The sequence below is a fragment of the Epilithonimonas bovis DSM 19482 genome (genome assembly GCF_900108115.1).
Lineage (GTDB): Bacteria > Bacteroidota > Bacteroidia > Flavobacteriales > Weeksellaceae > Epilithonimonas > Epilithonimonas bovis.
On record NZ_FTPU01000010.1, the window covers coordinates 12714 to 32570 of the forward strand.

17 protein-coding genes are annotated in these 19857 nt (G+C 39.7%); 3 read left to right on the forward strand and 14 right to left on the reverse strand.

The genetic code is table 11. The annotated features are described in order from the left end of the window. Positions 1–8: 8 nt before the first annotated feature. The 11 genes from B0B05_RS05775 to B0B05_RS05825 form a co-directional block, all read right to left on the reverse strand. Positions 9–632, reverse strand: a complete 624-nt coding sequence (locus B0B05_RS05775; protein WP_076782605.1) for a peptide deformylase — start codon at positions 630–632, stop codon at positions 9–11. A 168-nt stretch (positions 633–800) separates the two neighbouring features. Then, a complete protein-coding gene (locus tag B0B05_RS05780) occupies positions 801–1439 on the reverse strand; it encodes an efflux RND transporter periplasmic adaptor subunit (RefSeq protein WP_076782608.1) in 639 nt (212 codons plus the stop codon). A gap of 279 nt (positions 1440–1718) precedes the next feature. Further along, positions 1719–3098, reverse strand: a complete 1380-nt coding sequence (locus tag B0B05_RS05785) for a HAMP domain-containing sensor histidine kinase (RefSeq protein WP_076782611.1) — start codon at positions 3096–3098, stop codon at positions 1719–1721. Between the two features lie 37 nt (positions 3099–3135). Beyond that, positions 3136–3813: a response regulator transcription factor gene (locus B0B05_RS05790; RefSeq protein ID WP_076782614.1), complete on the reverse strand. Its 678-nt coding sequence runs from the start codon at positions 3811–3813 to the stop codon at positions 3136–3138. 171 nt (positions 3814–3984) lie between these two features. Continuing rightward, positions 3985–4710 carry a ChaN family lipoprotein gene (locus tag B0B05_RS05795; RefSeq protein ID WP_245799223.1) on the reverse strand — a complete coding sequence of 242 codons (726 nt, stop codon included), beginning with the start codon at positions 4708–4710 and terminating at the stop codon, positions 3985–3987. Positions 4711–4816: 106 nt separating this feature from the next. After that, positions 4817–5839, reverse strand: coding sequence for a hemin-degrading factor (locus B0B05_RS05800; protein WP_076782617.1), 1023 nt, complete (start codon positions 5837–5839; stop codon positions 4817–4819). Between the two features lie 69 nt (positions 5840–5908). After that, a complete protein-coding gene (locus B0B05_RS05805) occupies positions 5909–6685 on the reverse strand; it encodes a heme ABC transporter ATP-binding protein (protein WP_076782620.1) in 777 nt (258 codons plus the stop codon). Further along, positions 6682–7722 carry a FecCD family ABC transporter permease gene (locus B0B05_RS05810; protein ID WP_076782624.1) on the reverse strand — a complete coding sequence of 347 codons (1041 nt, stop codon included), beginning with the start codon at positions 7720–7722 and terminating at the stop codon, positions 6682–6684. Before B0B05_RS05810 ends, B0B05_RS05805 begins: the two co-directional genes overlap by 4 nt. 118 nt (positions 7723–7840) lie before the next feature. After that, on the reverse strand, positions 7841–8722 hold the full coding sequence (locus B0B05_RS05815; protein ID WP_076782628.1) for a heme/hemin ABC transporter substrate-binding protein: 882 nt from the start codon (positions 8720–8722) through the stop codon (positions 7841–7843). 31 nt (positions 8723–8753) lie between these two features. After that, a complete protein-coding gene (locus tag B0B05_RS05820; RefSeq protein WP_076782631.1) occupies positions 8754–9872 on the reverse strand; it encodes an HmuY family protein in 1119 nt (372 codons plus the stop codon). Positions 9873–9881: 9 nt separating this feature from the next. Further along, positions 9882–11993 (reverse strand): TonB-dependent receptor plug domain-containing protein, encoded by a 2112-nt coding sequence (locus B0B05_RS05825; protein WP_076782634.1) that lies wholly within the window; start codon positions 11991–11993, stop codon positions 9882–9884. A gap of 107 nt (positions 11994–12100) precedes the next feature. Here B0B05_RS05825 and B0B05_RS05830 point away from each other — a divergent pair, with 107 nt between their 5' ends. Next, entirely contained in the window at positions 12101–13387 is a 1287-nt protein-coding gene (locus B0B05_RS05830) for a T9SS type A sorting domain-containing protein (protein WP_076782636.1), read from the forward strand. Between the two features lie 104 nt (positions 13388–13491). After that, positions 13492–14208 carry a lipoyl(octanoyl) transferase LipB gene (gene lipB, locus B0B05_RS05835; protein ID WP_076782637.1) on the forward strand — a complete coding sequence of 239 codons (717 nt, stop codon included), beginning with the start codon at positions 13492–13494 and terminating at the stop codon, positions 14206–14208. A gap of 290 nt (positions 14209–14498) precedes the next feature. Here the strand turns inward: lipB and B0B05_RS05840 are convergent, their stop codons facing one another. Further along, entirely contained in the window at positions 14499–15854 is a 1356-nt protein-coding gene (locus B0B05_RS05840) for a deoxyguanosinetriphosphate triphosphohydrolase (protein WP_076782639.1), read from the reverse strand. Positions 15855–15926: 72 nt separating this feature from the next. On the opposite strand from B0B05_RS05840, the gene B0B05_RS05845 reads away from it, so the two are divergent. Then, complete coding sequence (locus B0B05_RS05845) at positions 15927–16661, forward strand: DNA-formamidopyrimidine glycosylase family protein (RefSeq protein WP_076782641.1); 735 nt, start codon at positions 15927–15929, stop codon at positions 16659–16661. 76 nt (positions 16662–16737) lie between these two features. On the opposite strand, the gene B0B05_RS05850 is transcribed toward B0B05_RS05845, so the two are convergent. Together B0B05_RS05850 and B0B05_RS05855 are read right to left on the reverse strand one after the other, a co-directional pair. Further along, positions 16738–19284, reverse strand: coding sequence for a phosphoenolpyruvate carboxylase (locus B0B05_RS05850; RefSeq protein ID WP_076782643.1), 2547 nt, complete (start codon positions 19282–19284; stop codon positions 16738–16740). A 105-nt stretch (positions 19285–19389) separates the two neighbouring features. Continuing rightward, entirely contained in the window at positions 19390–19722 is a 333-nt protein-coding gene (locus B0B05_RS05855) for a single-stranded DNA-binding protein (protein ID WP_076782759.1), read from the reverse strand. Positions 19723–19857 lie beyond the last annotated feature (135 nt).

A 19857-nucleotide genomic window follows, 5' to 3' on the forward strand; every position in this document is an offset into this window, starting at 1 on the left:
AATCAGACCTAATTTTTCGACTTTTGATAAAGTTTTATCTCCATATACTGGAAGTCCTTCTCATTCTGCAATTTATCAGAAATTAAAATCCCGGAAAGATGATCTATCTCGTGTTGCAGAATCACCGCTGTAAAGCCTTCCACCATTTCGTCATGTTTCTTGTTGTCCAAATCATAATATTCCAGCCGAATACTATAACTCCTGTAGAACTGATCCCGAAAATTATCGATCGACAGATCGCCTTCCGGTCCTTTGTTTAAAAGCTGCGAACGCCAGATAATTACTGGATTGATAAAATACTCTACCGGAAAATCGGTTTTATCAAACCGCTGTACCAAAACAACCCTCCTGTTAATACCAACCTGTGGAGCCGCAATCCCCACACCACCGTCTGTTGCAGAAAGTGCCGCTCGCATCCTTTGGATAAGTATGGGCAACGTCTTATCTTTTGGAGAAATCGTTTCTGACTGGTTAAGTAAAACCTTGTGCTGTGCCTCATTATCGGTTTGATATATTGGCAATGCAGTTTTGTTATCACCAGAGAGAATGAGCTGTTTTTCTTCTTTGCTGAATTTTTGTGAAAACAGCGATGTAGAGACGCTTAAGAGCAGTACGATAGTAAAATTGCGCATGGTAATAATTTTTGTTTCCAAAGATAAAAAATTGTTGACAGAGCAGGATAAAAATATTGAAGGCTGTAAAAATTGTTCTTCAGGAAACCTGGCGGACAAGACAATAATTGAGAACAAAATAAAAACTATAACTCAGATTATTGGTATAGTTTCTTAGATATATAATGATCAGTTGGCCAAGGAACGGTAGATAGACAACTGATGATTGGTAATAACCATTTCGCCTTTTTCCAGGCCAGAGACAATGTATATTGTAGAAAGGTTATGATTAAGAAGTTTTATTTCCCTGATCCTGATATCGGTTTGTGATTTGTAGACCACAACAAAATATCTGTTTTTATCCTTAATCACTGCTTTGGCAGGTAACGCCAAGGCCAGAGTCTCCTTTTTTCTTGATAACCGAACTTCCAATGCTTCGCTAGGCTCCGAAACCTTTACAGGATTAATGCATCTGGCCATGGCGAGGCTCATCGGTCTTCCTGCAGAGGCATCTGTTTTCTCAATCACTGCGTTGACTTTCTGTTGCGGATGATTAGGAGAAATTACTTGTACAGTATCGCCAACTTTTATCTTACCAGGATCATTTGGACTGATACGGAGTGTAACATGCAGTCTGCTTTTGTCCAGGACGCCAGTATATTGATAATCATCTTCAATACTTGATAATGCTGCCTTGGCAAACGTTGTACTCTTGAGCATTGCATTGCTGAGTTCAAAACCTTTTTCTAATTTTGGAGCAGGTTTTTCCTTTTGGGAACAGGAGAAAAGAGCCAGCAACAGCACCAATGCCGTGAGTAAGTTTTTCATTGTTCTTTTTTCTTGTGATTTTGGAAATCCAAAATTGAAAAAATCAAATTAAAACCAACTTAAATGCAACTTAAAAAAAACTTAATTGTCAGCCGAAGATAATTATTGAAAGCAATTACACATATTAACGACTTGATTTACAAAAATTTAAATACTGCAATAACACACTTCAACCAATATAAAGCTCCAACAAATTTTCAGGGAGTTCCTTGATTCAAAGTAATTCTTAGATCAAATTCTCGCAAAACTAATTCTCCTTAAACTATGGTTTGTGCAGTTTTAATAATCCTCAGAATATTTGCTAAAGACCAATGTAAAAAGATTTTGATTCATGGCGCTGGCGGAGTAAGTGATTTCTGCTTTATGGTACTCCAGTATCCTTTTCACAATTCTAAGGCCAAGCCCAGACCCTGTCCGGTTCTGAGAATTGCTGCCCCGCATAAAAGCGTCAAAAAGGCGGTCGCGCTCTTCTTCCGCAATTACAGACCCATTAGAAAAGACCTTGATAATAATACTGTAATCGGTTTCCCGGATAACAATGTCAGCTTCATTATCCACCGAGTACAGCGCCGCATTTTTAAAAAGATTAATAAAAGTGATCTCCAACAGAGATTGCACACCTTTTATGGTAAGATCCGCATCGGCAATACTCTCATTGTCGATCTGAAAATCGATCTTGAAGCCTGGGAAGTTGCGGTGGACTACCTCAAAGGCATCAAAAACGACCTCATCTATCCGAACATCTTCAAAAACACTGGCTATGGCCTCTTTATCAAATTTTGACAGCAACAGCAGCGACTGTGTAAGATCTGACAACTGATAAACATCCTGCAGCATCTGCGTGAGTGTATATCTTGTTTTGGGCGAGTGATCTTCCAGCTGAATAAGGTTTTCCAGCTGGAACGCCATCCTGGTGAGCGGTGTGCGCATCTCATGTGCCGCACTGGAGTTGAAATCTTTCTGCGACTGGAAAACATCGTTAAGACGGCTTGTCATCAAATTAAAAGACTTAGCCAGAACGCCAATCTCATCATGCGAATTGGGCACCTGTACAGGGATTGTGAGCTCATGAACCGTAATATTGGACATATCAGACTCCAGCGTCTCCAGCGGTTGCAGGAATTTTGAAACCAGATAATAGCTGAAAAACCAGATGAGCAAAATGCTGACAAAGTAGCATGAAACCAAAATATACTCCAGAAAAGCCAGCTTAGACTGTCCGGTGACATCTTTGGCACTGGTGAGAATGTAATAGTTTTGCCCATTAATATTCCGCAGGGCAGCATAGATCTCGGGAACCGAATTCTCTATATAAATTGTTTTTTCAGAATCCAGCCGGTTGAGAAGGTTCTCATCCCAGCTGACCTTTTTGTCTTTGAGTGTGCTGTGGATCAGTTTTTTTTGACCATTGAAGATCATGATGGTTTCATTCAGAAGGACATTATCAGAATTTTCATCAAAAAACAAAGGTGCTTCTTTCTCAAAATCGTCAGACTTTGCTATAAAACTAACCGTAAACACCAGCCTTTTCTGAAAACGTTCCCGAAACTCATCTCTCCGAAAATCGCGGAACGAGACGTATATCACAAACATCATCACCCCAAAAATAATGGAGAATGCGATGCTGAGACTAATGGCTATTTTGCGTTTGAGAGACATGCTGAAATTAATAAATGATCAGATCAATGATAACCTGTTAAAGCGGGCTAAGGTAATAACCGAAACCAGGCCTGGTATGGATCAATTTTGTTTTGAAGTTTTTATCAATCTTCTTCCTGAGAAAGTTGATGTACACTTCTATAGCATTATTAGTAGACTGAAACTGGTTTTTCCACACTTCGTCAGAAATATATTGCTTGGACAGCGTACGGCCGTTGGCTCTTGCAAGCAGCTCCAGCAGTTGAAATTCTTTTACCGTCAACACAATCTCCTCGCCGCCGCGGAACACCTTGCTGTCCTCGGGATATATGATCAGGTCATCTACTACAATTTTTTCCTTCTCATCTGATTTGGGTGTTATCTTGCGCAAATGCGAATTGATCCTTAGCAGCAGTTCTTCCAACAAAAAGGGTTTTACCAGGTAATCATCTGCAGCCCTGAGGAAAGCTTCTTTTTTTTCCTCGATACCATCGTAGGCTGAGATAATGATAATCGGCGTGTCGGCATTGGTCTCACGTATTTTTTTACAGATATCCAAACCATTGATCTTAGGGACATTGATATCCAACAAGAAAATATCGTACTTTTTTGCTGAAAACAATTCCAGGAATTTCTCACCATCGTCCGCAATGTCTGTTTTGACCGATCGGGATCCCAGGAAAAGCGCAATCTCTGATGACAAAACCGGATCGTCCTCTAAAAGTAAAGTCTGCATGGATTAAATTTTATACAAATATGAGAAAAAGTATTTTGGAAAATCTGTAAAATTAATACGTCTTCGCCATATCTGCAGGAATAATCAGATTAAATTCTGTCGGAATAAAATCCTTTTCGGGTAAGGACAGTACAGGCTTTTCTGATTCAAAGACTGAGATAACCGCGATTTTCAGGTTCGGTTTTTTTTCTTCAGGTACCAGTATATTCCGCCATATTGCTTGCTGTGGTAATCACCGCTGTAATGGATAAAAGTGGTACCGGGACGCAGGTTTAGAAAAATCGATTCTGCCATCGTAGCATCTTTAACCGCCTGTGCAGAGACAAAATTCATCAGCTTCATCTCGTCAACATGGTCGCCCATCAGGAATTTCATTTCTTTGTAACCCGGCGTTTCCAGCGTCACCTCTATTGGTAATTTGGCGATATAATTTTTTTCATTTTCGGGTAAGTTATTTAAGCTGCCAATTCCGTTTTTTGAAGTTTGGGATGCGTATTTTCTTGGGACATTGGTTGCAATGAAACTCAGTTTTTTCTCTTTTGCAAAATCCAGCAAAGGCCTGTAATCGGTCTCATAATTTTTCCAAAGCCTTACGGAATCTTTTAGATTTTTGGCTTCGATTTTTCCCGCGAGGTAAGAATAAAGAGCGGGCTGATTATCTCGCTCAAACATCTCGGCTCCCAAAATAACCTGACCTTTTTTCTTCTCGAACAAAGCCTCGGTTATTCTTTTCTCCAGCCAGTGATTAATCGAATTGTCATGATGCTCACCAATCAGAACCACATCATAGCCTGCCAAATCCCTGATAAGATCTTTAGGAGAATCCTCTTTAGATTTCTTATTATAAAACTTATAAGCATCAAAATCCTGAGCATTCAGAACACTTAAATTAATCATCAAAATTAAAAGCAATAACTTATTCATAGACAATGAAATAAAACAGCCGTTATCAAGTCAATTATAACTCTAAAACGGCTTTGGATTAATAATAATTATTTTGTTATTACAAAGCTGCAACCAGCTCTTTCCATTCCTGGAGTTCGGGATTTCCTGGTTTTCTTTTGCCGAAAAACTGAACAATAAAATCACCATTTTTATTGAAAACTTCTACCGAAGTCACCTCACCATCCTCAGTCGGTTTTTTGGTAATCCAGGTTTCAGCAATTTTTGTCGTATCCAAGTGAAGGTTGAAATCCGGATCCATCACGTTGAACCATTGCTGGTGCCAAAGTGTCTTTTTCACCTCACCTGTATGAATCTGAATAATCCCTCTGTTGCCGACAAAAACCATAATTGGAACATGTTTTTCAGAAGCATCTTCCAACAGGTTGACGACTTTTGAATTATCAATTTTTTCCGCATAACCTTCTGGCGCCAGCCTCAGCGCCTGCGTTCTGCTAACACCAAATTTCCTGGTCATCATAAAAAAATCGTGGGTATCCTTCAGATCTTTCCATGCCTGTTGGAATCCGGAGATATCAATCTCAGTATCCGGTTTCTCAGCAGGTTTTTCAGCAATTGGTTCTGTGATAATTTCAGGAGACTGCTCTTCGGCTTTGTATTGTTCTGTTAAAGCATCAAATTCGGCCTCATTGCTTTTATTAGTCAAATAAATCTTGTGAAGCGCCAGGCCATCTTTGCCAAAAAATTGAAAACTTTTTCTGTCACCTTCCACCACAGCAAATCCAAATTTCCAAGAATTAAGGAATATCCTTAGATCTATATCCTCACCCACAAACACCTGCCCATGCGAATTGGTGAAATCCGGGTTTTGATAAATACCCTTTCTCTCATGCACACATTCGTCATTTCTGGTCAGGGCCATTACTTTACCTAATTTCTCAATCTCCTGTAGAAGTGCAGCAAATTCCGGTTTAAGAACAGTAACGCCTTCGCCTACATTGGTTGCCAAAAGTTCTGCTTCGCTAACGCCTAATTCCTGTGCTGCATTTCTTATTCTAAGATGAGGATTCCCGGTCTTCAGAGCTTCCCATTTTTCTTTTAAATTATTGATTAAAGTGCTCATATTAATTTATTTTTGATTGTTATCTAATATTATATCGTCAATTCTACAGGCGACGCAGTTCTAATTTACCTACCCAAATAAAATCATGGTATCCTGATGCACAGGATGTTTGCATATCGTACAGGGGAAATTATACGCGCTGCTGATCATGTCCTGTGTAAAAACCTCTGACGGAGAGCCATAAGATAAAACTTCGCCATTACCCATTAGCAAAATCTTATCTGCAAAACGTGCAGCCAGATTCAGGTCATGCAGAACCACAATGGCGCTGTTATTCTGTTGCGTGAATTTTTTGATTAATTCTAATGTTTTGTACTGATGCTTGATATCGAGATTGTTAAGAGGTTCATCCAAAAACAAAAGCCTGTGAGCAACATCATTATCCAGTTGAGCCAGGACTCTCGCAAGGTGTACCCTTTGCTTTTCTCCACCGGAAAGCGAGTTGTAATCTCTGTTTTGGAGGTGTGTAACATCGGTCTCTGCCATCGATTTTTCAGCAGACTTTACATCTTCTGAATGAGGCTGAGAATTAAAATAAGGATAACGCCCCATCATCACCACATCTTTTACCACAAGCGGAATATCCTGTGCATTGTGCTGGGAAAATTTGGCTTTATGCCGGGCTAATTCTTCCAGGCTCCAGGTGGAAAGGATTTTTTCTTTGAAAAAAATATCCTGCTTTTTATCGGTTTTGATTTCATTAGCGAGCACATTCAACAAGCTGGATTTCCCGGCACCATTAGGGCCAACAATCGCCAGAAACTCACCATAACCTACATTGATATCAACCCCGTTCAGGATGCTGACTTTCTGATTCTGATAATTAATCTGATGGGCTTTTATCATCTTAGATTATTTTTGAATTTCAACAAAATAGCAATAAAAATCGGCCCGCCCATCACTGCTGTTAAAATACCAATCGGCAATTCTGACGGGGCAACAATTGTCCTGCTGAGCGTATCGGCAAACAACAACAAAATGCTGCCGCAAATGGCTGATAGTGGCAGGATAAAATGATAATCAGACCGGAATAACAGCCTTAGAATGTATGGGACAATCAGCCCTACAAAGCCTATCGTCCCGGAAAAAGCCACACAGGTCCCCACCATCAATGCTGTGAGAACAACAATCTGCTTTTTTAGCCCTTCTACATTAATCCCCAGGTGCTGTGCATCTTTTTCGCCCAACATCATGGCATTCAGAGCTTTTCCCTTGGGCAGTAAGATGAAATATGAAATGACTAAAACAGCAAATAAAATAGCGTTTTTTGTCCAGGTGGCCGCAGCCAGACTGCCGAGATTCCAAAATGTGAGGTCTCTCAACTGGTCGTCTTTGGATATGTAAATCAGCATCCCTGTAATGGCAAAGCCAATGGCTGTAATAGCCACACCACTTAAAAGCATCATCACGACATTGGTTTTTCCGCCTGAAGTTGAAATCCTGTAAACCAAAATCATGGATAACAGCGCACCAACAAATGCTGAGATGCTCACCAGAGAAAACCGCATCCACTCCGGAAGGAAATCCTGAAATGTATGCCCCAGAACGATGGCTATAGCCGCCAAAAGTGTCGCACCAGAGGTTAAACCAATCAGATCGCCGGTTGCCAAAGGATTTTTAAACATCCCCTGAAGGCTGGTTCCCGAAACGGCTAACATACTGCCAATTAGCACTGCCATAATGATCCGCGAAGCCCGTACCTCCCAAATAACATATTTCTCACTGAGAGAAAGAGAAGAATCATTGGTTATGAATCTCCAAAACACATCGTAGGAAGACAGTTTCCCAAAATCATAAACACCAATATCTAATGACAAAACCATCATCAGCACCAAAAGTATGATGCCGATGATGGTGTAAAATGTAAGACTTTTTGATTTCAAAATACTTTATTTTCCCATAGTTCTACCTATGGTAATTGATATTAAACCCTTTGGTTCTTTTATCTCTTTTCACAGGATTACCATCCTGTGCTTTGTTAAATCAGCTCTTCGAGATTGTTTATTTGGAAGAGTCGATTAATAATTTGTTTAAGCCCAATGCCGCTTCTCCGACTCTTGGCCCGAAGGACGAAAGTAATCCGCCATCCAAAGCGATGATTTTTTTGTTTTTACCAGCATTAGTCTGGGAAACGCCAGGCATTTTGAGAGCACCTTCTAATCCGCCAGAACCCTGCAGTCCGCTTGTAAAGAACAAAAGTACATCAGGATTAGCCTGAACAACCGCCTCTGGCGTTAAAGGCTTGAAATCCTCGAAACCATTGGCAGCATTTTGTCCGCCTGCGATCTCTATCATATTAGCCATTGGTGTATTTTTACCTGCAACCATCAGCATATTGCCTCTGGCGTAGATGAAAAGGACTTTTGGTTTCTTGGCAATAGGCTGAATTTGTTTTACGTCAGCATCAATTTTATCATTCAGTTTTTGATAATCTGTATTCCCCAACGCTTTAGCAACCTGCTCAATCAGTTTTTTGGTTCCGTCGATTGTAAATTCCTGATGGAAAACTTCCGACTTGATTCCTGAAGATTTGATCTTTGCCAACAAATCCTGATTTACATCTTTATCAGACGCTACAATCAAGGTTGGGTTAAGCGCCATAATAGGCTCAATCGTCATAGAACGAACATGCCCAAGGTCTTTAGCTGTTGCTTTCAGACTCTCCGGATAGGTGCTTGTAACATCAGTCCCAACGATCTCTTTCTCATGGCCAAGGGCTGCAACGATCTCTGTAACACCCCCACTGATACTGACAATTTTTTGGTTAGAAACAGGATTCTCTGTTTGTGTTTCATTAGCAACAACGGCTTTTGTATCCTCTTTTTTACAGGAAACGCCGGCTAAAAGTATTGCTGATAATACAGCTAATTTTATATTTTTCATAAGTTATTGTATTAATGTTTATCTACTATTTTTAAAGTGGTTCATATTCGAACTGGGGATGTCCTCTTTCACCGGTTTTATCGTCTGACATCTTATTGAAACGCAGTTTGAACATAAAACCTTCGGCATCTTTAATAATGAAAAAAACGTTACCCTGAATATGCGGGCTGCTGCCACCCGGTACTGCCGTCACACGCCAGTTACTGCCAATCGCTCTCTGGTCATTAAAGATAAATTTGACTGCGTCAACATCCTTCATTTTATAATTGGCATAAAACTGATCCATATTCTGCCCGGCAGGGACATTTACCTGATAAGCGCCCACTCCGTCTGTGATGTTGGTAATCACATAATCTGCATAAAAATAACTTCCCGCACTCTCGGTACCGCTAAAGACTTCGTTGGTAAATGTTGTAAAGGCGATATCCCAGTTTTTTTTCCTGGGTTGTATCATCACCTCTTTTGCATTTTCTAAACTGAAAAAATTAAAATTGTAATCCGGATTTTTGGTAATAATATATTCCTGATGTTGTGTTGCATTGAGGTCGGCAAATTTAATTTTATAGCCAGTGGTTCCGTTCCTGATGATCTGCATCTTTTTCCAACCTCTGGTATCCCCTGCCAGCAAAGCAGAACCCGGAGCAATAACGGAATTGGCATCTGCAAGTTTTCTTCCCATATTCACAAGATAGATTGGGTTATCGCTCTCTTTTTCGCTAACGGGCGCAATGCCTGTTGTCTGTGTGAGAAACATGCCATTTGGATTATCAACATATTGAAGATTGGATACATCGAAAGTCCCCAACTGCACAAGGTCCATCAGCGAGGTAAGATCCGAGGACTTCACCGCATCAATATCATTGGCATTAGGTATTTTACCTACCGCCATTGCTATAGAGCCATTGATAACCACACGATACTCATCGCCGGTATAAAATCCAAGATCCCAGTCTGTTCTCAGATTTTGAGAAGGTTTGTCCGGCGCTGTAAGATCTATCCAAACCTGATTTTGCTCTCTTGCACCGCCTACTACAGGATCCACAACGTCTCCCGTGATTGGCAATACTGCAACTGGGTCTTCATCCGCAGGCAGACAGGATTGCGTTATATTGGCTAGAGCAGCTATGAAAAGTATCTTGATTAGTCTCATAATTTGTTTTTAGAATTGATAAGTTAATCTGGCCAGGTAGCTTCTTCCGTAGAAAGAGAGCCTACTGGTGGTGGTAGAATGGCCTTGTGATGATAAGGTTGTATCATTAAGATTAGTTACATCAAATATATTCTTAACACCCAGAGAAAACTCCAGATGATTGTTGTAAAAAGGCTGACTGATGATAAAATCCATCATACTGAATGACTGGACGGTTCCTATGTCAAACACAGGGTTTTTTATGTCGCCGGAGTTTCTGTATTTTTTTTCTTCACCATTAAATTTGTAAAAAAGTGAAAACTGAGTATCCCAGTTTTTCAGCCTGTAATTAGCGTTGGCTCCTGCCTGAAAATAATAGTTGATATCGGACGGGGCCGATTTTTCATCAAACTTTTGGGAAACGCCATTTAACGAAGCTCTTACCCCAAATGACAACCTGTTGACCTGAAAATTAGCATCAGCAGACAGCATCATATTTCTGTAATAATCCAAATTGTAATATCTGTAGGTGCTGGAATTAACATCCATCAAAATCATATCGATTTTGTCTTTCACATCCACATATAGAAAATTGGTATTGTAATTGATCTTCCAGCTTCCCGTATTAGTCAACACGTGGTTCCAGAACAGGCCGAACGTTCTGCCCTTTTCCGGTGTTAGATCAGGATTACCCTGTAAATCGTGATTGATATTTACAAAATAGGTATATAACTCGTCATAAGTAGGATAACGGTTGGCGGTTCCAAACGAGGCGCGGATATCCGAATGGGCAGAAGTCCTGTATTTTGCTGTAGCCGAATAATTAAACTGATTGTTAAAGCTGTCGTTAAGGGATAGTCTGGCACCTGACCGAATTGATAATTTATCTGTGATATTCCACTCCGCTGATAAAAAATTAGAGTAGGTAAAGATCTTTCTTTTGATTGTATTACCATCAAATTCGCCGGCAATCAGGGAGGCATAACCACTGGTATGATCCAACTCATAACCTAACTGAAAATCAAAAGTCCTGTTATTGAGAAAGTTACTGAACATCCCTCTGGAATAGATCACATTGGTTTTGTAATAAGACTGTTCCTGGTTCTCATTTAAAATCTGTCTGTTTGGGACATCGTAGCCATAGTCAAAGTATTTCCTGTCTTGGCTTTGGTACGAGAAATCACCGTTATAGCGGATATTCCCAAGTTTTGATTGTATGTTGAACTGGTGAATCCATCGGTCTGTATTATATTCCCGGTCTGTGGCAAGATAAGTAGCGCCTCCGTTGCCGTCATTCAGAGGTTTTCTCTCAGCATCCGGGCTGTAGTAGTAGAATTTTTCTTTGAGATAAGAGAGCTTATAGAAGAATGTGGTATTATTTTTTGAGTATTTGATAAGCGCACTGCCATCCAGCTGATCTTTTGGGTTCCAGTCGTATCCTCTTTTATCTGTAGGTGTTGTATAAAAAAATTTGTAACCGTTCTTACCACCTTCGTATCCATTAAAATCATTATGATTGAAATTAATATTCGCAAACCAGTTTTTATCCAGGTTATAGTCAATATTAATATTTTGGATATGTCTGCCCTTACCTTTTTTTCGGATATCGTAAGTATCCCTTACAGTCTCTTCCTGCACCAATGCTCTAAGGCTGATTTTTTTGGATGCATTTTTTCTTGTGATAATATTAATAATACCAGCCAAAGCACCATTACCATACTCTACACCCATACTGCCCTGCACTACCTCTATCCTTTCCACATTGCTGATGGTAAGCTTGGTAAGATCTATATTGCTGCCCAGCCCTGTATCACCAACCACCGGGATATTATCTATCAGGATCTTGACATAGCTGCCATCCAGGCCCATAATATTTGCAGTAGAGTTGCCGGAAGTTGTATCAGGAATGATGAGAATATTAAGACTTTGATTGAGAACATCTGCCACATTGGTCGCTGCCATATTTTTGATCTGTTCTGCATTGATAACCTCTACCTTGTACATCGACTTGTTGACAGACTGGGGATTGTACTGCCCGGTCAAAACAACTTCTTCAATATTTTTCTGGCCAAGAGAATCTTTTTGCGCAAAAGCATAACTGATTGCCAAGAGTGCTGCCACAGACATTATCTTCCTATTCATAGAAAAAAATTTTTGCAAATATAAAATTTTATTTAGAATGATTAAAAATAATTATATACTTTTGTAGAACAATTCTAAATAACGTTTTTAAAATTTATAATCTAAAAATGAAAACAAAACTACTTTTGGCAAGTTTACTTGCTTTTACAGTTAATCAAACTGTGCTTTCACAAACAGACGAACTGGGTTACACACAAGTTGAACTTACCATGGGGTCCAATTATTCCAACAGGGTATTTTTTGATCTTTCTGCTAACAATATAGTTTCCCAGCCGGCAACCGGATGGGATATTGCATTTTACAGAAACTCATCTATGTCTTTTGGAGAACGAGTTAACGATGCTAATAACGTTTTGGTTTATCAGGTATCCGCCGATCCCGCAGCATTTGATACTGTAACACCGGCAGATAAAGGCAACTGGGGAACTCCGCTTTACAATCCTGATCAGACCACAGCTCTGGAAGACGGCGCGTTTGACAATGCGACCCTTTTACCTGCAAGCAACTTTAATTTCGGTTGGGGTAGCTATGACATTGCCACCCACAAAATTATAGGGAAAGTGGTTTTTGTGCTGGATTATGGTAATGAAAACTATTATAAATTCTTCATTAATGAATATTATGGTGGCTATACCTTTAAGTACGCCAAATGGAATGGGACTTCCTGGGATGCAACCCAGACTAGAACAGTGCCAAGCGGAACCGATGATGCATTTTTCAACTACTTCTCTTTTGCTACAGGCGAAAAAGTTGCTAATCTGGAACCTGCTAAAGCTAACTGGGATCTGATGTTTACAAGATACTGGACTTTCTACGGCGGGCAGCAGATGTACAGATTGTCAGGTGTTATACAATCACCTAACGTAAGTGTTGCTTATGTAAAACCAGAGACTCAGGCTACATCAACATTTACTGCACCAGCTTCCACAGCCTATTCCAAAAACATAACAACCATTGGGCATTCGTGGAAACCAACAACAGGTGTTTACTCAGATGTCGTATACTATGTAAAAGAAGGAAGTACATACTACAGACTTTACTTTACAGCTAACGGTGGCGCTACTACAGGTAATATGTTCTTCAAATACAAAAATGTAACCGGAGAAATGGCAGTAGCCGATTTTGGTAAAAAAGGAAGTTTTGGTATCTATCCTAATCCTACTAAAGAGGACAAAAAAGTTAACATTCTTATTGATATCAAAGATGCCGCTTCTAAAAACGGTAATGTAGAAATCTTTGATCTTTCAGGAAAAAAAGTTTTTGAAACCGCTATTGCCAATCAAACCGGTTTCTCAGCAAAAGAACTTGACCTTAGCAGATTATCATCAGGCGTATATATTGTGAAGATCAACTATGGCGGACAAACTGAATCCAAAAAGTTAATCATTAAGTAAATTATATTTCTAATTTTATTCTTTACGAGCCACCTTCGGGTGGCTTTTATTTTTTTGTAAATTGGTAAAATAATGAGTATTTTTGTGAAAATAATGCAACCGCAGTGAACACTCTTATCAATAAAAAAGTAGCCTTTCAGGATTTAGGAACCCAAGATTATCAACCAACGTGGGACTATCAGGAAGAATTACTGAAAAAAAACCTAGAAACCAAAATATCCAACAGAGAGCATCCGGAAAATCAGAAAATGACCGATAACCATCTGCTTTTTGTAGAACATCCGCACGTCTATACGCTTGGTAAAAGCGGACATGAGGAAAATCTCCTTGCCAATCAGGATAAACTGAAAGAAATCAACGCGACCTATGTAAAAGTGAACCGTGGTGGCGACATTACCTATCACGGTTTTGGCCAGATTGTAGGATACCCCATCTTGGATCTTGAAAATTTTTATACAGATATCCACCGCTATATGCGTGATCTGGAAGAAGTCATTATCCGTACCATTGCAGAATATGGCCTAAAGGGTGAGCGCTCACAGGGTGAAACCGGCGTTTGGCTGGATGTGGGAAAACCATACGCCAGAAAAATTTGTGCTATGGGCGTAAAAGCGTCCCGATGGGTTACCATCCACGGATTTGCCCTGAATGTAAATACCGACATGAAGTATTTTGAGTACATCATCCCTTGCGGAATTACCGATAAACAAGTCACTTCGTTAAAAAGAGAACTGGAAAAAGATGTAGATATTGAAGAGGTGAAAAGCAAAATCAAAAAACACTTTACAGATGTTTTTGATTGCGAACTGATTGGTAATTGATCAATGATTATTTGAGATATATTAATAATTAGAGGTCATAAGATATCATGATATCAACAAATATTCTTTATTTAAATGATTTCTGATTATTTCTAATTCTCGCAGATACTCAAATTTGAATCTGTAAAATCTGCCTCATCAGCGATGAATTATATTTTTCAGTTTGTAATTAAGTTATGATCTCTTTTAATAATTATCACGCATCAACTTAATTATTGAAAAGAATTAATGATAGATTTTTAGATTAAAACAGCTTGATTGAAGCCTTTATCTATTATTTTTTCATCTAGTTACATCGTCATCCCGATATCTATCCCTTTTATTTTTCTGTAGAGGTCGGTAGCATAATTATCCGTCATGCCGGAGACAAAATCAACAACGCCCAAAACTTTCTGATAGTCTGATCCTTCTTCATAGAAAAACTGCTTTGGAAGGAGTTTCAGGGCTTTTTTATCATAAGACTTTCTTGCCTCAGTTGACTTAAGGATAGATGGGATAAAATGATCCAGCAATTCATACATTACATTATAACCGGCATTCTCAATCTCCACAACCGCGCGGTGATTGTAAATTTTCTCAATAGAAAACTGCTCTATGTCCTGCAGCGTTTTGTTTTCTGATTTATAGATATCCAACAGGCCTTTATCCAGATTACCATCAAAAATAAGGCTGAGATTAGACTTGTAAAGTTCTACCGATTTGTTGATCAAAGCATTGATCACCTTAGCTCTCAGATAAGATATTTTTTCGTTTTCATTACTGATGGAATCCAGCTTACGCTCTACCCTGCTGATATCATCGGTCTCAGATTTAACAAGTTCATAAAAAAGATTTTTACAATCTGCGGTAGACACAATCCCAAGCCGGTGTGCATCCTCCATATCAATGATATTATAGCAAATATCATCCGCTGCTTCTACGAGCCAAACAAAGGGATGCCTCTTAAAAATGTAAGGATCCTGACTCTCAGAAATCAAATTGGTACCGCTTGCAATCTGTAGGAAAATATCTTTCTCATTCTGGAAAAATCCAAATTTTTTACGGTGCAGGACGCCCTTCTTTTTCGCAATGGCTTCGCAGGGATATTTGGCAATACTCGCCAAAGTAGTCAGCGTCAACTGCGTTCCGCCGGCATCTTTCCCTTGCTGTTGTTGTGCCAAAACTCTTATAGCATTGGCATTCCCTTCAAAATTAACCAAATCTGACCACTCTTTTTCGTGGAATTTTGATTTTAAATCCACTTCGTTTCTGTCAAAGTAGCTGGCAATGGCATCTTCGCCGGAGTGCCCAAAAGCGGGGTTGCCAATATCATGACAAAGGCAGGCTGCAGCTATCACATTACCTAAATTATGAAGATAAAAATTCTGAGAATCATCATTAAGATCATGGATAAAATGATCATGGATAAACTCACCAATGATACTGCCCAAACTGCGCCCTACGGACGAAACTTCCAGCGAATGCGTCAGGCGGTTATGCACAAAAACACTGCCCGGAAGCGGAAAAACCTGGGTTTTGTTCTGCAGCCTCCTGAATGCTGACGAAAAAATAATCCTGTCAAAATCCCTTTGGAAATCTGTCCTGGAAGCTTTTGTACGCGGATTATTTCCCGTCCTTTGGTTTGTAAAAATAGTGTTGAGATCCATATCGAGGTCAAAAATAAGGGATATTTTATTTTTAGCGGAATAATATTTGATTTTTCAATAAAAAATATCGCTATGCCAGAAGGTCCATCCATTCTTTTGATGAAAGACAACCTCAGTCAATTTGTAGGAAAAAAAGTTCTTGAAGCCGCAGGATCTTCGATCCCTGATAAAAAACAACTGGTAGGCAAAATACTTAAGGAAATAAGGCTGTACGGCAAACAAACCTACCTGATACTGGATGATTGCTGCATCAGGATCCATCTGTTGATGTTTGGGTCTTATGAGGTTGATGAGCAGACCAAACCCGACAAAAATCTGCGGTTGGCCTTAAGCTTTAAAAATGGTAAAGCCTATTTCTACACCTGCTCTGTAAAGCTTTTGCCACTTGATATTTTGAAAACCATCGATTGGGAAGCCGACGTAATGAGCGATATCTGGAATCCTGAAAAAGCCAAACAAAAACTAAAAGCCAGCCCCGACATGATGGTTTGTGATGCACTGCTGGATCAGGAGATTTTCTCCGGCGTAGGCAATATTATTAAGAATGAAGTTTTGTTCAGAATTGGGGTGCATCCTGAAAGTGTGACTGGTCATTTGCCTGCTGCAAAACTCAATGCGCTGATCTCGGAAGCTAGAATTTACAGCTTCGACTTCCTGAAATGGAAATCTAACAATACTCTTAAAAAACACTGGCAGGCCTATCACCAAAAAACCTGCCCAATCTGCGGAAAACCCCTCACCAGCAAAATAACCGGAAAATCAAAACGCAACAGTTTCTTCTGCGAGACGGATCAAAAACTGTATTGAATTTTTCAATACTCTACTTCCACAAACCAATACGCCTCAGCAATGCTGAGGCGTATGTTTTTTATGATCAGAAAAGTTATGCAGAGTTTCTGCTGGCATTGATATTCCCAAACAGAGAGCGCATCACCAGTTTTTCATAAGTGTCGCGATCACCTTCATTCTTTTGTAGTTTGATGAGTGCGTACTGCTGAATACTAAGGAGCGGCAAAACGATTTTTTCTCTGATTTTCACAGATTTTCTGTTCAGTGGTTCTTCCTGCATCAGGATTTTGTAACCCGTCAGTTCCAGCATCATTTCCTTAGACAGTTCAAATTCTGAGAACAGGACATTCCAAAATTCACCAAACTTGGGGTTATTTCTCATGTAATAAGTGAGCGGGAAATAAGTCTTGTTCATAGACATCATAGAATTCAGCACCAGAGTTTTGAAGAAATCAGAACCTTTGTAAAGTGCCTCAACCTCATCAAACCTTCCTTGGTCTTTCAATGATTTTAAGGCAAATCCAAATCCAAAAAAGCCCGGAACATTCTGTTTCAGCTGCGCCCAAGATCCTACAAAAGGGATAGCGCGCAGATCTTCAAATTTGAGCTCAGATCCTGCGCCGCGTTTGCTTGGGCGGCTGCCAATATTGGTACGCCCATAATACTCCAGCGTGCTCATCTCCTGCAGATAAGGGACGAACATTGGATGTGCTTTGAGGTCAGAATATTTTTTGTAACTGATGTCTGCTAATTCTGTAATCAGTTGCCTCTCATGTTTATCCAGATCTTTTTTATGACTTTTGAAGACATCATTTTCTATACCGGCTGTCAACAACTGCTCAAAATTGAATTTGGCCTGGTCTTTATTTCCAAAGACACTGGTAATGGTTTGCCCTTGTATGGTCAGCTCAATCTGATTGTTGGCAATTGTATTGCCTTGCGAGGCGTAAAAATCATGGGTTTTGCCGCCACCTCTTGCAGGCGGGCCGCCGCGGCCGTCAAAGAAAATAACTTTTACATCATTATCTTCCGATATTTTGGTCAGTTTCTCTTTGGAAGTATAGATTTGCCAGTTGGCTTTCAGATAGCCACCGTCTTTGGTACCATCAGAAAATCCCAGCATAATAATCTGTTTGTTGTGTCTTTTCTTTAGATGCTTTTGGTAGACAGGGTCATTGTATAAGGTTTTCATCACTTCCTCAGACTTATCCAAACCTTCCATCGTTTCGAACAATGGCACAATATCGATATTGATTTCATGTTCAGCATATCCACAGAGCCTCATCATAACATAGACATTCATCACATCTTTGACCTCATCAGAATTTGAAATAATATAACGGTGCATACCTCTTTCACCGTTATTGTCTTGAATTTTCCTGATATTATAAATACTCTTCAACGTTTCACAGGTCATTTCGTCCTCAAAATCTCCGGGATTAAGCGTGGCGCTACTGCTCAAAAGAAATTCTATTTTCTCATCCGGTGTTTTGGCATCAGCTGGTAAACCAGAAACTTTTGTATAAATATCATCCATCACTTTTTGATGAATCCTGCTATCCTGACGGATATCCAAGGTGGCGAAGTGCGTCCCAAAAATCCTTACCCTATCCCGGTAATCATCAATCACATCACGGAAAAGACCGTTATGTTCCTCCACCAGTATTTTTTCAGCCTCGTTGAGCTGAGAAATAATTTCATCGGCAGAAATCTTAATCTCTTTCTGAAAAATAGCAGCGTAGATAGTCTTGCTAAGAGTATCCAAAATATCAGAAACTCCACGAAAACTCAGTCGGCGTCTGACAATTTTAAGATGCCCATAATAATCTTTGAGAATAGAAATCCGCAGTTCTTCGGCCACTTGTAACGTAATATCCGCAGTCACAAATGGGTTACCATCGCGGTCGCCACCCGGCCAAAATCCTAACTGGATAATATCCGGATTGGGCGTAAAGTTAGAAGTCCCGAAAACCTGTTTGATTTTTTTATAAAGCTCACCAATACTCTGGTAATAGACATAGCGCAGGTAATAGATAATGCTCATAGCCTCATCCAGCGGTGTTGGCCGTTCTTTGTTAACGAAAGGTGTTTTGCCCAATTGCTGAAGCAAAGTATCGATCTGAGTGACTGAATCATGAATAATTGCATCTCTCAAATCATGGATAATGCGCTGCACGGCATTAGGATAAAACTGGGTCGGGTGCGCTGTAAACACAATCTTGATGGCAAAATCATCCATCTTTTTGCGGATCGCCGTCAGGTGGTACTCCTGTGTCGCCCTGTCATACATATTGAGAATAGTTCCCGTATCGGTCTCATGATGCAGCTGCTGAAACGCCGCATCCTCTATACTGTCAAACAGTACAACCTGTCGTTCTATATACTGGATAATTTTAAAAAGCAATTCGGTTTTCTGCTCTTCGGTTTCCAGATCGGTATGTTTCTGAAAAAACTCTTCCACAATATCTTCCGGAGATTTCCCAAGCTGGTAACCCTCTCTGCTTTCCTCGTAGAGAAAAGGAAGAAGCATCCCGATATTCGTCATTTTATCATACGGCAAACTCATAAAGAGAGAATTGTAGATTTGAAATTTGTTTTCTACAATCTGCCGGAATTTTTCAATTTTCTGATCATTTAGCATATAACAAATGTAAGAGATAAACTTTTAACCTCAATAGACAGAAATGTTATTTTTACCTTAAAATCAAGAAAAAAGAGAAGTTATTGCTAACTTCTCCTCTTCGCATCACTTGTTACCTAACAGGAGAAGTTCTTCTATCCTGATTTCTGTAATTGTTCTTTTAGCTCCATCCTTATCCTCATAAGACCGATAGGTGAGTTTTCCCTCTATGGCGATCTCTTTCCCTTTTGGGACATATTTTTCCAGGATTTCGGCTGTTTTGCCATAAGCAGCAAGGTTATGCCACTGGGTTTCTTCCACCTTTTCACCATTAGAATTGGTATAATAATCATTGGTTGCCAGCGTAACGGTCGCTTTGCGGTTCCCGTTCTCAAAATTAAAGATTTCTACATCTTTGCCTGTGTGACCAATTAATGTCACTTTGTTTCTTAACGACATAATAAATTGTTTTTTGAAATTAGACATTTAAAACCGGATTCTGTTGTCGTGTTTCCCGGTTTTCCTGATGCAAAGTTTCAAAACAGTGGAAAAAAGATTCGGTTAAAAAGTATTTATATCCGTTTGTAAGCGTTT

Bases quoted from the DNA above. Each gene is read 5' to 3' on its own strand.
- B0B05_RS05775 (WP_076782605.1), bottom strand. From the start codon at position 632: ATGCGCAATTTTACTATCGTACTGCTCTTAAGCGTCTCTACATCGCTG.
- B0B05_RS05780 (WP_076782608.1), bottom strand. From the start codon at position 1,439: ATGAAAAACTTACTCACGGCATTGGTGCTGTTGCTGGCTCTTTTCTCC.
- B0B05_RS05785 (WP_076782611.1), bottom strand. From the start codon at position 3,098: ATGTCTCTCAAACGCAAAATAGCCATTAGTCTCAGCATCGCATTCTCC.
- B0B05_RS05790 (WP_076782614.1), bottom strand. From the start codon at position 3,813: ATGCAGACTTTACTTTTAGAGGACGATCCGGTTTTGTCATCAGAGATT.
- B0B05_RS05795 (WP_245799223.1), bottom strand. From the start codon at position 4,710: ATGATTAATTTAAGTGTTCTGAATGCTCAGGATTTTGATGCTTATAAG.
- B0B05_RS05800 (WP_076782617.1), bottom strand. From the start codon at position 5,839: ATGAGCACTTTAATCAATAATTTAAAAGAAAAATGGGAAGCTCTGAAG.
- B0B05_RS05805 (WP_076782620.1), bottom strand. From the start codon at position 6,685: ATGATAAAAGCCCATCAGATTAATTATCAGAATCAGAAAGTCAGCATC.
- B0B05_RS05815 (WP_076782628.1), bottom strand. From the start codon at position 8,722: ATGAAAAATATAAAATTAGCTGTATTATCAGCAATACTTTTAGCCGGC.
- B0B05_RS05820 (WP_076782631.1), bottom strand. From the start codon at position 9,872: ATGAGACTAATCAAGATACTTTTCATAGCTGCTCTAGCCAATATAACG.
- B0B05_RS05825 (WP_076782634.1), bottom strand. From the start codon at position 11,993: ATGAATAGGAAGATAATGTCTGTGGCAGCACTCTTGGCAATCAGTTAT.
- B0B05_RS05830 (WP_076782636.1), top strand. From the start codon at position 12,101: ATGAAAACAAAACTACTTTTGGCAAGTTTACTTGCTTTTACAGTTAAT.
- B0B05_RS05840 (WP_076782639.1), bottom strand. From the start codon at position 15,854: ATGGATCTCAACACTATTTTTACAAACCAAAGGACGGGAAATAATCCG.
- B0B05_RS05845 (WP_076782641.1), top strand. From the start codon at position 15,927: ATGCCAGAAGGTCCATCCATTCTTTTGATGAAAGACAACCTCAGTCAA.
- B0B05_RS05850 (WP_076782643.1), bottom strand. From the start codon at position 19,284: ATGCTAAATGATCAGAAAATTGAAAAATTCCGGCAGATTGTAGAAAAC.
- B0B05_RS05855 (WP_076782759.1), bottom strand. From the start codon at position 19,722: ATGTCGTTAAGAAACAAAGTGACATTAATTGGTCACACAGGCAAAGAT.